At 53.9% G+C, this 12,248-nt stretch carries 16 protein-coding genes; all 16 read right to left on the bottom strand.

The window, feature by feature from the left end:
- Position 1: 1 nt before the first annotated feature.
- The 16 genes from C8N36_RS09510 to rplF all read right to left on the bottom strand — a co-directional run bounded on the left by C8N36_RS09510 (position 2) and on the right by rplF (position 12,244).
- On the bottom strand, positions 2-1,375 hold the full coding sequence (locus tag C8N36_RS09510) for a trypsin-like peptidase domain-containing protein (protein ID WP_097803745.1): 1,374 nt from the start codon (positions 1,373-1,375) through the stop codon (positions 2-4).
- 201 nt (positions 1,376-1,576) lie between these two features.
- Positions 1,577-2,647: a 3-deoxy-7-phosphoheptulonate synthase gene (locus C8N36_RS09505; RefSeq protein WP_097803832.1), complete on the bottom strand. Its 1,071-nt coding sequence runs from the start codon at positions 2,645-2,647 to the stop codon at positions 1,577-1,579.
- 280 nt (positions 2,648-2,927) lie between these two features.
- Positions 2,928-3,347 (bottom strand): 50S ribosomal protein L17, encoded by a 420-nt coding sequence (rplQ, locus tag C8N36_RS09500; RefSeq protein ID WP_097803746.1) that lies wholly within the window; start codon positions 3,345-3,347, stop codon positions 2,928-2,930.
- A 137-nt stretch (positions 3,348-3,484) separates the two neighbouring features.
- On the bottom strand, positions 3,485-4,501 hold the full coding sequence (locus C8N36_RS09495; RefSeq protein ID WP_097803747.1) for a DNA-directed RNA polymerase subunit alpha: 1,017 nt from the start codon (positions 4,499-4,501) through the stop codon (positions 3,485-3,487).
- 113 nt (positions 4,502-4,614) lie between these two features.
- Positions 4,615-5,007 (bottom strand): 30S ribosomal protein S11, encoded by a 393-nt coding sequence (gene rpsK / locus C8N36_RS09490; RefSeq protein WP_097803748.1) that lies wholly within the window; start codon positions 5,005-5,007, stop codon positions 4,615-4,617.
- Positions 5,008-5,022: 15 nt separating this feature from the next.
- A complete protein-coding gene (gene rpsM / locus C8N36_RS09485) occupies positions 5,023-5,391 on the bottom strand; it encodes a 30S ribosomal protein S13 (protein ID WP_097803833.1) in 369 nt (122 codons plus the stop codon).
- A gap of 282 nt (positions 5,392-5,673) precedes the next feature.
- On the bottom strand, positions 5,674-6,045 hold the full coding sequence (locus tag C8N36_RS09480; protein WP_097803749.1) for a hypothetical protein: 372 nt from the start codon (positions 6,043-6,045) through the stop codon (positions 5,674-5,676).
- Positions 6,046-6,135: 90 nt separating this feature from the next.
- Complete coding sequence (locus C8N36_RS09475) at positions 6,136-6,780, bottom strand: adenylate kinase (RefSeq protein WP_097803750.1); 645 nt, start codon at positions 6,778-6,780, stop codon at positions 6,136-6,138.
- Entirely contained in the window at positions 6,777-8,138 is a 1,362-nt protein-coding gene (gene secY / locus C8N36_RS09470; RefSeq protein WP_097803751.1) for a preprotein translocase subunit SecY, read from the bottom strand. Before secY ends, C8N36_RS09475 begins: the two co-directional genes overlap by 4 nt.
- 111 nt (positions 8,139-8,249) lie before the next feature.
- The gene (rplO, locus tag C8N36_RS09465) at positions 8,250-8,720 is read right to left on the bottom strand and encodes a 50S ribosomal protein L15 (protein WP_097803752.1); all 471 of its coding nucleotides are present in this window, start codon (positions 8,718-8,720) and stop codon (positions 8,250-8,252) included.
- Positions 8,721-8,950: 230 nt separating this feature from the next.
- The gene (locus C8N36_RS09460; RefSeq protein WP_097803753.1) at positions 8,951-9,166 is read right to left on the bottom strand and encodes a DUF1127 domain-containing protein; all 216 of its coding nucleotides are present in this window, start codon (positions 9,164-9,166) and stop codon (positions 8,951-8,953) included.
- Between the two features lie 337 nt (positions 9,167-9,503).
- Complete coding sequence (locus tag C8N36_RS09455; protein ID WP_176527069.1) at positions 9,504-10,268, bottom strand: MBL fold metallo-hydrolase; 765 nt, start codon at positions 10,266-10,268, stop codon at positions 9,504-9,506.
- A 173-nt stretch (positions 10,269-10,441) separates the two neighbouring features.
- Positions 10,442-10,630 (bottom strand): 50S ribosomal protein L30, encoded by a 189-nt coding sequence (gene rpmD / locus C8N36_RS09450; protein ID WP_097803755.1) that lies wholly within the window; start codon positions 10,628-10,630, stop codon positions 10,442-10,444.
- Positions 10,631-10,633: 3 nt separating this feature from the next.
- The gene (rpsE, locus tag C8N36_RS09445) at positions 10,634-11,197 is read right to left on the bottom strand and encodes a 30S ribosomal protein S5 (RefSeq protein WP_097803756.1); all 564 of its coding nucleotides are present in this window, start codon (positions 11,195-11,197) and stop codon (positions 10,634-10,636) included.
- A gap of 141 nt (positions 11,198-11,338) precedes the next feature.
- Positions 11,339-11,698: a 50S ribosomal protein L18 gene (gene rplR, locus C8N36_RS09440; RefSeq protein ID WP_097803757.1), complete on the bottom strand. Its 360-nt coding sequence runs from the start codon at positions 11,696-11,698 to the stop codon at positions 11,339-11,341.
- 12 nt (positions 11,699-11,710) lie between these two features.
- Positions 11,711-12,244, bottom strand: coding sequence for a 50S ribosomal protein L6 (gene rplF, locus C8N36_RS09435; RefSeq protein WP_097803758.1), 534 nt, complete (start codon positions 12,242-12,244; stop codon positions 11,711-11,713).
- Between the last annotated feature and the right edge of the window lie 4 nt (positions 12,245-12,248).

Here is a 12,248-nt window from a genome sequence, read left to right as displayed (position 1 = left end):
CTTAGGTCCGGAACTGCAAAGTGATCCGGCGATCACCGCGCAGCACATCCAGCCGAATACGCCGGCCTGACTTTTTGAGCAAAGTGGTGACATCCCCCGTACTGGTCACCTGTTTACCGGACACCCCCAAGATCACATCGCCGCGCCGCAACCCGACGCGCGAGCCTGCATGTCCGGTGTCCAAAACAATTATGCCCTCGGCATTGCCCGACAGCCCCAATTCAGCAAGGACCGCAGGATTGATCCGCGCAATCGTCAGCCCCGGCAACACATCGCGATTGCCCAAGGTCACCTGCTCGCGCTCTGGACTGTCCGGAGGAGTCATCAATGTCACAGAGGCGTCTTTTGTTTCTTCGCGCGATACAAACGTGACCCTTACGTCTTGCCCAATGCTGCGAACAGACATCCGAAACAACATTTCGGCGGGCGTGTTCACAGGCAGATCATCAACGCTCAAAACCACATCACCTGGCCGCAGCCCCGCAGCCTTGAACGGACTTTTGTCATGCAATTGTGCGATCAAAACGCCACTCGGAATGCCCAGACCCAATGATTCGGACAAATCCGCCGTCACCGGCTGCCCTGTCATCCCAGCCCAAGGACGCTGAAACTGTTCATGCCCCAATCTTGCCTGATCAACAAATGACCCAACCAAAGCCGACGGAATCGCAAAGCCAATACCGTTCGAACCGCCTGACTTAGTCAAAATCGAGGTGTTTACGCCAATCAATGCACCGTGAATATCGATCAACGCCCCACCCGAATTCCCCGGATTGATCGCTGCGTCGGTTTGGATGAAATACCCGCGTCCATTGCCTGTCGCCGCGCCAGAACGTGCCAAACCCGATACGATTCCGGATGACACTGTTTGCCCCACGCCAAAGGGGTTCCCGATGGCCAAAACCAACTCACCCACTTCTACAGTATCGCTATCACGCAGTGTCAGATGCGGCATATCCGTAGCGTCGCGAAGTTTCAAAATGGCCAGATCGGATTCCTGATCCGCCAAGACAACATACGCTTCAAATTCGCGGCGGTCTGTGAGCACCACGCGGATGTCTGTGGCCATGCCAACCACGTGATAGTTCGAAACCACAATCCCGTCGTCCGACAAGATCACTCCGGACCCAAGCGAATTTTGCACCTGTGGTTGGCTCTTAAAATCTCGAAACAGATTGCTAAAGAACGGATCGTCCGCAAAAGGGTTCCTTTGTTCTACGATCCGGCGGGCGTAGATATTCACCACCGCCGGTGTTGCCTGTTTCACCAAGGGTGCAAAGGATAGGCTTAACTCGACTTGGGACTGCGGAACACGGGTCTCCGCCCATAACGGGGCAGCAAGGACTGTCAATATGAGGCAAAGGCGTAAGAGCATGGCATCGCTTTCTTCAAATACACGTTTGATATGCGGATGCTCATGCTGGAATGCAAGTTGAGACTACACCCTGAACCGAGGAGTAGGGAGCGGACTCTCCGGTTCAGGGGCTGGAAATGCGGTTCAGGTGTTGAAAGAACATCCACACCGCAAAAATTGCGTGTCATGGCCGCTGATCGCCACCGGCATGACACGCCGATTTTAACTGGCTTGGCGAAGTGCCCCTGCCCGCCTTTTGCGAACATTCTGAGACAGCTCACGCAGGACGTCTTCTGTTTGAGCCCAGCCAATGCATCCATCCGTCACTGATTGGCCATAGACCAAGGGCTTGGTGCCCAGTTTTTGTGCGCCTGCCACCAAGTTGCTTTCAATCATCACGCCGGTGATGCGCTGGTCACCGCGGGCGATTTGATCACCCACATTGGAGAGCACATCCGGTTGCCGCTCAGGGTCTTTGCCGCTGTTGGCATGGCTGGCGTCAATCATCACCTGCGGGCGAACGCCATCCTGTTCAGCCTTGTAGCAAAGCTTGTCCACCGAGGCTTCGTCATAGTTTGTCCCTGCGCCGCCTCGCAAAATCACATGACAATCCGGGTTCCCCTGCGTGCCGACAATTGCAGCCTGTCCGCTTTCGCTGAGACCCATGAAATGATGAGGCTGCGCAGAAGAGCGCACAGCATCAAGCGCAATCTGGATATTGCCGCGCGTACCGTTCTTAAACCCAACCGGGCAACTTAACCCCGAAGCCATTTCACGGTGAATCTGGCTTTCAGTGGTCCGCGCACCGATCGCCGCCCATGACACCATATCGACCACGTATTGCGGCACAGCGGTATCCAGAAACTCTGTTCCAACCGGCAGACCCATTTCATTGATTTGCGCCAGAAGCTCACGTGCCGCCAGAAGACCTTCGTTGATCGCAAAGGAACCATCCAACCGTGGATCGTTGATCAGACCTTTCCAACCACCAATGGTGCGCGGCTTTTCAAAATACACCCGCATCACAATTTCCACAGTGTCGGCCAGTTCGACACGCAGCGCCTGCAATTTGCGAGCATATTCCAGAGCCGCCTTAGGATCGTGGATCGAGCACGGTCCGGTTACAGCGATAACGCGATCATCCTCACCTTTCAAAATGCGCTGGATCGCACTACGGCCACCTTGAACAGTTTGCGAAATCGCATCCGTCAAAGGCACCTTGGCGCGTAAATCCGCGGGTGTGGTCAATTCTTGCATCTGGGTGACGCGGAGGTTTTGGGTAACGATGGGCATTGTATCTTCCTGGCTTTGGTTTGCCCCCGGCGGATACAAAAATACCGCCCTAAAGGGGGGCGGTTCGGTGTGGTAACTTGTTTTCGCGTGGTGTCAGAACGCGCAAACCCCTCCGTCCGCCTGATGGCTCGGATAATAAAAGTACCAAAATGTGGCGTACGTTTGGGTCATGGGCTTAAGCTAGTCAGACAAATCACCACTGTCACGCAGAAATTCACCCTTCACAAAAGAAAAACCCCACCGTCTCCGGCAGGGCTCTGAATTTTCGATGAAAATTCGCTTATGCGTCAGCAGCTTCTGCTTCTTCCAAGCGGGCTTTGTCAGCCTTGCCTTTAGCGTCTACGTCGCGGTCAACCAATTCGATGATCGCCATGGGTGCCATGTCACCGTAACGGAAGCCAGCTTTCAGAACACGGCAATAGCCGCCCGAACGCTCGGCGTAACGTGGGCCAAGGATCTCGAACAGTTTTGCAACGTCCTTGTCTTCTTTCAGCTGAGCTGCAGCCTGACGGCGCGCGTGCAGATCGCCGCGCTTGCCCAAGGTGATCAGCTTGTCGATGATACGCTTGAGTTCTTTTGCTTTTGGCAAAGTGGTTTTGATCTGCTCATGTTCGATGAGCGAGCCTGCCATGTTCGAGAACAACGCTTTGCGGTGCTCATGTGTACGATTAAGGCGGCGATATCCACGTTTATGACGCATATGTCTTACTCCAGAATGTGCCCTCTACGGGCTGTTTTGCTTTGTCTGGCTGCCGATGCGTGTCAGCAACTCTCCTTGGGGCCGGAGCCCGGTCTTAGCGCAGGGGGCCACAGGCCCCCCTTGCAAAATCATTTGGCTTAGAAGTTGTCTTCAAGCTTCTTGGCCAGATCTTCGATGTTGTCCGGTGGCCAGTCCTCAACGTCCATGCCAAGGTGCAGACCCATGCCCGACAGCACTTCTTTGATCTCGTTCAAAGACTTACGGCCAAAGTTAGGTGTGCGCAGCATTTCTGCTTCGGTTTTCTGGATCAGATCGCCGATATAAACGATGTTGTCGTTTTTCAGGCAGTTTGCAGAACGGACAGACAGTTCCAGTTCATCCACTTTCTTCAGCAGAAGCGGGTTGAACTCGAGACCATCATCATCGTCCTGACGCTGAGCCGACTCAGGCTCATCGAAGTTGACGAAGATCGACAGCTGATCCTGAAGGATACGCGCGGCGTAGGCCACTGCATCTTCGGGGCTGATCGAGCCGTCAGTTTCGACCTTCATTGTCAGCTTGTCATAGTCCAGAACCTGACCTTCGCGTGTCGGCTGAACGTCATAAGCGACCTTCTTAACCGGCGAATAGATTGCATCGATCGGGATCAGTCCGATTGGCGCATCCTCAGGCTTGTTCTTGTCTGCGGACACATAACCTTTGCCAGTGTTCACAGTGAATTCCATGTACACTTCGGCACCTTCGTCCACGTGACAGAGCACGTGATCGCGGTTCAGAATCTCGATGCCAGCACTTTCGGTGATGTCACCAGCGGTAACAACGCCCGGACCTTTGGCGGTCACAGACAAACGCTTGGGGCCTTCGACTTCCATGCGGATCGAAACGCCTTTGAGGTTCAAGATGATGTCGGTAACGTCTTCACGAACACCGTCAACCGATGAAAATTCGTGCAAAACATTGTCGATCTGAACGCTTGTGATGGCCGCGCCTTGCAGGCTCGACATCAGTACGCGGCGCAGAGCATTACCAAGTGTCAGACCAAAGCCGCGTTCCAGCGGTTCGGCAACAACAGTGGCTTTGCGTGCTGGATCATTGCCGGGTTTGACTTCAAGCTGTGTTGGCTTGATCAATTCGGCCCAGTTCTTGTGGATCATGCAAGTCCCTCCATACCTGTCCGGCCCCCATGTCCATAGGTCCCGACGCCCGAGGTTTCAAAACGGCATATTGGGGCCTGACAGATGCCAAGCCCCAATACGAAAATATTTGCTTAAACGCGGCGGCGCTTTGGCGGGCGGCAGCCGTTGTGCGCAATAGGTGTTACATCACGGATCGATGTGATGTTGAACCCAGCTGCGGCCAAGGCGCGCAGAGCCGATTCACGACCCGAACCGGGGCCCTGAACTTCGACTTCCAGAGTTTTAACACCATGTTCCTGAGCTTTCTTGCCAGCATCTTCTGCTGCAAGCTGAGCCGCATAAGGCGTCGACTTACGCGAGCCTTTGAAGCCCATTGTACCGGCGGACGACCATGAAATGGCGTTGCCCTGTACGTCAGAGATCAGGATTTTGGTGTTGTTGAAGGTCGAGTTTACATGAGCAACGCCAGCAGCGATGTTCTTGGAGACCTTTTTCTTGCCAGCGCGGCGAGTATCACGTGCCATTGGTAGGTGTCTCCCTTACTTCTTCTTGCCTGCGATGGCCTTTGCGGGGCCTTTGCGGGTACGAGCGTTGGTGTGAGTACGCTGACCGCGTACTGGGAGATTGCGGCGGTGACGCAGGCCACGGTAGCAACCGAGGTCCATCAAACGCTTAACGTTCATGGTCACTTCGCGGCGCAGGTCGCCTTCTACGGTATAGGTTGCATCGATGTGCTCACGGATCGCCAATACTTCAGCGTCGGACAGCTCATTTACGCGGCGTGTGGCGTCGATGCCTACCGCTTCGATGATAGCAGCAGCCGAAGTGTGGCCGATACCTGTGATATATGTGAGTGCGATGGGCACCCGCTTGTTGGTCGGGATGTTAACGCCGGCAATACGTGCCAAAGTGCATCTTCCTTTTTGTTGCGAGTCCGTAGATCCGGACCCTTTTTTCACAACATGAGGCCCGAGGCATACACCGCCGGGCCGTAGCTGATCAGGTGATCTGCGCAATGGGATTGACCCATATTGCATATTTGATTCTTACTAGAACGCGGTGCCTATGAGGATTCGCACTCCTCGTCAAGACTGTTTACAAATCAAGACAGAAGCCGCGCAGGCACGCGACCTCAAAATGCCATCAAAGGCACAGTTGTTGCCTGACAAAAATCGGAAAAGTCCCCACCGCTAACCGTTGCATAGGTGATACAGTACCGGCTCTCCGCCTTGGCCTTCGTAAACATAGAGCACCCGGGGTTCCGACGTAAATGTCCGAAACACAAAGACCGTTGGCATCAATGCACCCGGCTCTTCGCAATAGCCTGCCTTGATGAAAGTCTGGTCAGTAGACCAATCAAGCGCTGGTAGAGCCCCGTCAATCTCGCAATGATATTCTATTTCCCAAAAACTTTGGCCATCAAAGCTCATGCCCTTTTCATGCCGTTCCATTGAGGAAAGCGGGCACAATGCGGCATCAGTCACAAAATCTGTGTCTGCCGTCGCCGCATGCGCCAAAGAGAAAAACGGGACGCAGAGCAGAAAAATTGAGTTACGGAGCATCGCGCTATCCTTGTATACCTAAAGTTCCATCAACCTAACAAAAAACCCACCGCAATGGGTGGGTTTTTCAAAAGTCTTGGCAATTCTAGTTTAGCTGTCCAGCTTCTCATCGATTGCGGCTTTGATCTCGTTGATCTCACCCAAACCATCAACACGGCAATGCTTGTTCAGTGCGTAGTAGTATCCGATCAACGGCGAAGTCTGCTTGTAATACTCCATCAAACGGGTACGCAGACTTTCTTCGTTGTCGTCCGCACGACGCTTGAAGTTAGACGCGCCGCAGTTGATGCATTTCTCATCCTTGGGAATCGGCTTGGTGATGTCATTGTAAACCTCACCACAGTCTCCGCAGGTTGAACGCGCGGTGATGCGCTTAACCAGAGATTCGTCTTCGACACGCAGCTCGATCACGCGATCCAGCGTTTGACCCACTTCTTCCAGAAGCTCGGCCAGTGCATCAGCCTGCTTAAGCGTCCGTGGGAAGCCGTCAAAGATGAAACCGTTGGCTTTGACCGTTTGCAGCTTTTCCCGAATCAGACCGATTACGATCTCATCTGTGACCAGCTGGCCTTTGGCCATGACCTCGGCCACTTTCAGGCCCATCTCTGTTCCGCTGTCCTTCGCCTCGCGCAGCATGTCACCAGTGGACAGCTGCACCATTCCTCGTTGTTCAACCAACAGTCTTGCTTGGGTTCCTTTACCGGCACCCGGTGGTCCTAGAAGTATGATATTCATTTGCGCGCCGGCCCTTTCCGCTTACGAGCCTTACCTTTACCGCGAAGCTGCGACTTCTGAATAAGACCTTCGTACTGATGTGCGAGAAGATGACTTTGCACTTGCTGAATAGTGTCCATTGTCACGCTAACGACAATAAGGACCGAAGTTCCGCCAAAGTAGAACGGAATGCTGAATTGAGCCCGCAGAATTTCCGGCAGCAAACAAACAGCAGCCAAATATGCAGCGCCAACAACAAGTAAACGGTTCACGACATACTCAAGATACTCAGCTGTCTTTTTGCCTGGGCGAATGCCCGGAACAAAACCGTTCTGATTCTTCAGGTTGTCCGCAACTTCATCAGGTTTGAACGACACATTGAACGTATAGAAATACGCAAAGAAGACGATCATCGACGCAAAGAACAACAGATATAGCGGCTGTCCGGGACCAAAGTAGGCCAGAACTGTCGACATAATCGGACCGGTTTCAGAGCCGGAGAAGGTGCTGATCGTCACCGGTAGCAACAGCAAAGAACTGGCAAAGATCGCAGGAATGACGCCCGCCGGGTTCACTTTGAGTGGCAGATGGCTTTGTTGCGCTTCTGTCATCTTCATGCCCACCTGACGGCGGGGATACTGGATGGCGATCTTTCGAAGCGCCCGTTCCATAAAGACCACAAAGGCAATCACCGCCACAACCATCAGCATGACACCGACAATCACTGCAGGGCTGATCGCACCAGAGCGGCCAGAGGCAAAGAACTGCGCCAAAGCGGCAGGAACTTCGGCGATGATACCGACGAAGATGATCAGCGAGATGCCGTTGCCGATACCGCGTGCGGTGATTTGCTCACCCAGCCACATCAGGAACATGGTGCCGCCCACAAGGGTGATCACACAGGCTGCGCGGAAATACCAACCGGGATCGGTAGCCAGGTCGCCCGCCTCAAGCGAGGCCGCAAGGCCGTAAGCCTGAAAAGTCGCCAGAACCACCGTGCCGTAGCGTGTGTACTGGTTGATTTTTTTACGGCCCTGTTCGCCTTCTTTCTTCAACTGCTCAAGTGCCGGCACCATGGCCGTCAGCAACTGAATGATAATGGAGGCGGAAATATAGGGCATAATACCGAGGGCAAAGATGCCCATGCGGCCAAGCGCGCCCCCTGTGAACATCGACACAATGCCAGCGATCCCTTGCCCGGCCTGATCAACGAATTCCTGCAAAGCAGCGCCGTCAATTCCCGGAACGGGAATGAAGGTGCCGAGGCGGTAGACGATTAATAGGCCAAGGGTAAAGAGGATGCGATTGCGCAGGTCGGTTGCTTTGCCCAGTGCCGCCCAACTTGTGTTTGCGGCCATTTGCTCTGCTGCGGATACCATGCGGGGTCTCTCTTGTCAGACAAACGCCGCCCAGAGCGTTCTCCTGCTCGGGCGGCGTTGATGGAAAACTAGGTAGGTATGTAAGCGGCGGATGCGCCGCTCACAAGGCGTTTATTCCGCTGCTGCCGCGTTCGTGACTGTCAGCGCGCCACCTTTTGCCTCAACAGCCGCGATTGCGGACTTGGAAGCGCCGGTTACGTTGATGGTCAGAGCGCCAGTAACTTCGCCTTTTGCAAGAACGCGAATACCGTCCAGCTTGCGGCGAACCAGACCGGAAGACACCAGTGTATCTTCGGAAATATCGCCCGCAGTCAATTTGCCGGCGTCTACGAATTTCTGGATCAGGCCCAAGTTGATAACGGCCCATGCCTTGCGGTTCGGCTTGTTGAAGCCGCGCTTAGGCAGACGTTGGTACAAAGGCATCTGACCGCCTTCGTAACCATTGATGGCTACACCCGAGCGGGATTTTTGACCCTTGATACCACGGCCACCGGTCTTACCCATGCCCGAACCGGCACCACGGCCAACGCGTTTGCGGCGTTTTGTTGCGCCATCGTTATCACGCAGTTCATTGAGTTTCATGTCGCTTCTCCTTCGCCGGAAGCGCCCCCGAAGCGATCTGGGACGTACACGGCATATCTTTATGATTCTAATGCGGCCATCAGGCCACTGGGCGCGTATAGACGCCAGTTGGGCACCTTGCAAGCCTTTGCTTGCCTGGACCGTAACCCTTGCTCTGCTCCGTTGATTTGCACCAACAAACGCAAAACGCCCCCGAAACTTCGAGGGCGTTCAAGCAAAAGCGGTCAGGCTTACAGTTGGGCTGCGGTTTCCACAGCAATCGCGTGAAAATCAGAGCGGCTAAGGCCAACGTCATTTAATTCGCGATCGTTCAGCGACATCAGTTCTTGCATGACGCGGTTATATTCTTTGCGGCGCGCCATGTAGTCTTGGGCGTCTGCGATCAGGCCACGAACCAAAGCGACTGGGGCGAAACCTGTGGGGGCTGTGTGTGCGATATGTGCCATTGTATTAGGTCCTTTCGAGGGGCTCGAGGCGAATTCCAAGAGCGCAGTTAATGTGTTTTCATTTCCTCACCTGCAACTGATATAGAAGATGCAGGTTGCGCTAACAATTTACGTTTTCGACTTGCCGCTATGCAATTGCTGCAATGCAGCAAGCCTTGAATTCGGCACAGGCGTTCAGTCTTGGGAAGGTTCCCGCACAAGTCCCCCTAAAAAATCGCTATGGACGCTCCGGCTTGTTGAATTTGCTGGATAGTTTGGACCGGAAATAGAAAACACCCCCGAAAGCCGGAGGTGTTTGCATCTTCAAAATTTGTGCTCAGCTAAAGACGCTTGCCCTTTAGCCGTACCAGTTTCCCATTTTGACAATTGCTTTGTCTCCGATCAAATCGGCAAAGGCCTGCGGATCTTGAGTACCATCATCACGGCCACGGTAGTGATAAGGGTAGACTGCTGTCGGGGAAAACTCAGCCACAGCATCTGCCGCAGCAGCCACATCCATGGTGAAAGGCAAGTTCATGCAAACAAAGGCCAGATCGATGTTTTCCAAGGCCCGCATTTCAGGGGTGCCTTCCGTATCGCCTGAAATATACATCTTGAAGCCGTCCCAAGTCAGGACATAGCCATTGTCACGGCCTTGCGGGTGGAACTTCATACGGTCTTCGGTTGTGTTATAAGCCGGGATCGCATCGATCGTCAGACCAAGGACATCGGAGCTATCACCATTCGCTAGAATTGTAGCATTTCCCTGTTGGGCCTCCGTCATCTTGGCATGCGCCCCCGCATTGGTCACGATGGGCGTGGACGCCCCGGCAAGAGCAGCAAGTGTTTCGACGTTGAGATGGTCGCCATGTTCATGGGTCACCAAAATCAAATCGGGCGCGGGAAATTCGGAATAGATCTCGGGTTCTCCGACGGGATCAACATAGATCACACCAGTTGGCGTTTCCAAAACGATAGAAGCATGGGCAACAGGATGTACTTTGATGTCACCAGCGGGTGTCGCGAAACTATCCGCCATATGGCCATCTGCCCGAGCGGCAAACGGGAGAATGGTGATAGCCCCAATGGCTGAACTGCTGGCAAGAAAATCTCTTCGGTTCATTTTGGTTTCTCCGTTGAACATGTCTTGTCTCAAAGTTAGTTCGAACGACGCACATAGCAAATGATTTTCTCGCCAATTTCACAATAATATCGATTTTATTTATGATGCCCAAAGAAAAAGAGCCCCGACATTACTGTCGAGGCCCTCAAACTTTGACTTAGTCGAAGTGGCGGTTAGCCCTTTTCTTCGATGATCTCAACAAGATGCGAAATCTTGCGAACCATGCCGCGAACCGAAGGAGTATCTTCCAGCTCACGGGTGCGGTTCATTTTGTTGAGGCCAAGACCAATCAGGGTCTGACGCTGAACAGCGGGGCGACGGATCGGGGAACCGATCTGTTTTACAACGATGGTTTTAGCCATGGTTTATGCTTCCTCTGCTACTGGCGCTTCGTCACGCTTGGGAAGAATATCAGCAACCTTTTTGCCACGACGCTGAGCGACGTTGCGAGGAGACTGTTCTTTGCCCAAACCGTTCAGAGTGGCGCGGATCATGTTGTAAGGGTTCTGGGAGCCGATCGATTTCGCGACGACGTCCTGAACACCAAGCATTTCGAACACAGCACGCATTGGACCACCGGCGATGATACCAGTACCCTGTGGTGCAGTGCGCATCACAACTTTACCAGCGCCGTGACGGCCCTCGATGTCGTGGTGCAATGTGCGGCCCTCTTTGAGAGGCACGCGCATCATTTGACGTTTGGCCTGCTCGGTCGCCTTACGGATCGCTTCGGGCACTTCTTTCGCTTTACCCTTACCGAAACCAACGCGGCCTTTTTGGTCGCCAACAACAACAAGCGCAGCAAAACCAAAGCGCTTACCGCCTTTTACAGTTTTAGATACGCGGTTGATCGCGACTAGGCGATCTGCAAATTCCGGTGCTTCGTCACGGTCGCGACGGTTGCCCCGGCGGTTATCACGTTCAGCCATTTGGCATCCCTTTAATTTCCGGCGCGCGATTTCTCAAAAGAGCGCCTATTATTTCAATTGAAGTGAACCCGCCGAAACGGGCCCCCCAATCATCGAGGCGGCGAGAATACCCGCCGCCTGCAAGTAAGACCGGTATCGGTCTTAGATCTTCAAACCACCTTCACGCGCAGCGTCGGCCAAGGCCTTCACTTTGCCGTGGAACAAGAAACCACCACGATCGAAGTATGCTTCCTCTACACCAGCGGCTTTCGCACGCTCGGCGATCAAAGCACCCACTTTGGTTGCGGCTTCGACGTTGTTCTTGCCGACAAGGCCCAGAGTTGGCTCGAGTGTCGATGCAGCTGCCAAAGTGCGGCCTGCCACGTCGTCGATGAGCTGAACACTGATGTTCTTGTTCGAACGGTGAACCGAAAGACGAACGCGACCAGCGTTGACCTTGCGGAGTTTGTTCCGGACGCGCATGCGGCGCTTTTGGAACAGTACACGTTTGCTGTTTGCCATTGCTGTGCGTCCTTACTTCTTCTTGCCTTCTTTGCGGAAGATGAATTCGCCTTTGTAGCGAATACCCTTCCCCTTGTAGGGCTCGGGGCGGCGCCAGTCGCGGATCTTAGCCGCCACTTCACCAACCTGCTGCTTGTCGTGACCTTCGATCACAACTTCAGTAGGCTTGGCGCACACAATGCTGATCCCCTCAGGGATAGCAAAGTCCACGTCATGCGAGTAGCCAAGGTTCAGCTTCAGGGTTTTGCCCTGAACAGCTGCACGATAACCAACGCCGTGGATCTCAAGCTCTTTCTTGAAGGTGTTCTGCACACCGTGGACCAAATTGGCCACCACTGTGCGGGACATACCCCATTGCTGACGCGCGCGCTTTGACTTGCCACGCGGTGCAACTTTTACGGCACTGTCTTCAACGGTGATTGAAACATCATCGGTGGCAGTGAAAGTCTGGACGCCTTTCGGCCCCTTAACTTCAACAACCTGACCCGAAACAGATGCTGTCACACCAGAAGGCAGCTCAACCGGTTTTTTCCCAATACGAGACATAGAG

The organism is Pelagimonas varians (assembly GCF_003208435.1).
GTDB classification, from domain to species: Bacteria; Pseudomonadota; Alphaproteobacteria; order Rhodobacterales; family Rhodobacteraceae; genus Pelagimonas; species Pelagimonas varians.
The sequence above is the reverse complement of the archived record's forward strand: the minus strand, read 5'-3'. Positions and strand labels throughout refer to the sequence as shown.

Excerpts from the sequence above, each read along its gene's own strand:
- C8N36_RS09510 (WP_097803745.1), bottom strand. The coding sequence starts at position 1,375 with ATGCTCTTACGCCTTTGCCTCATATTGACAGTCCTTGCTGCCCCGTTA.
- C8N36_RS09505 (WP_097803832.1), bottom strand. The coding sequence starts at position 2,647 with ATGCCCATCGTTACCCAAAACCTCCGCGTCACCCAGATGCAAGAATTG.
- rplQ (WP_097803746.1), bottom strand. The coding sequence starts at position 3,347 with ATGCGTCATAAACGTGGATATCGCCGCCTTAATCGTACACATGAGCAC.
- C8N36_RS09495 (WP_097803747.1), bottom strand. The coding sequence starts at position 4,501 with ATGATCCACAAGAACTGGGCCGAATTGATCAAGCCAACACAGCTTGAA.
- rpsK (WP_097803748.1), bottom strand. The coding sequence starts at position 5,007 with ATGGCACGTGATACTCGCCGCGCTGGCAAGAAAAAGGTCTCCAAGAAC.
- C8N36_RS09480 (WP_097803749.1), bottom strand. The coding sequence starts at position 6,045 with ATGCTCCGTAACTCAATTTTTCTGCTCTGCGTCCCGTTTTTCTCTTTG.
- C8N36_RS09475 (WP_097803750.1), bottom strand. The coding sequence starts at position 6,780 with ATGAATATCATACTTCTAGGACCACCGGGTGCCGGTAAAGGAACCCAA.
- secY (WP_097803751.1), bottom strand. The coding sequence starts at position 8,138 with ATGGTATCCGCAGCAGAGCAAATGGCCGCAAACACAAGTTGGGCGGCA.
- rplO (WP_097803752.1), bottom strand. The coding sequence starts at position 8,720 with ATGAAACTCAATGAACTGCGTGATAACGATGGCGCAACAAAACGCCGC.
- C8N36_RS09460 (WP_097803753.1), bottom strand. The coding sequence starts at position 9,166 with ATGGCACATATCGCACACACAGCCCCCACAGGTTTCGCCCCAGTCGCT.
- C8N36_RS09455 (WP_176527069.1), bottom strand. The coding sequence starts at position 10,268 with ATGAACCGAAGAGATTTTCTTGCCAGCAGTTCAGCCATTGGGGCTATC.
- rpmD (WP_097803755.1), bottom strand. The coding sequence starts at position 10,630 with ATGGCTAAAACCATCGTTGTAAAACAGATCGGTTCCCCGATCCGTCGC.
- rpsE (WP_097803756.1), bottom strand. The coding sequence starts at position 11,197 with ATGGCTGAACGTGATAACCGCCGGGGCAACCGTCGCGACCGTGACGAA.
- rplR (WP_097803757.1), bottom strand. The coding sequence starts at position 11,698 with ATGGCAAACAGCAAACGTGTACTGTTCCAAAAGCGCCGCATGCGCGTC.
- rplF (WP_097803758.1), bottom strand. The coding sequence starts at position 12,244 with ATGTCTCGTATTGGGAAAAAACCGGTTGAGCTGCCTTCTGGTGTGACA.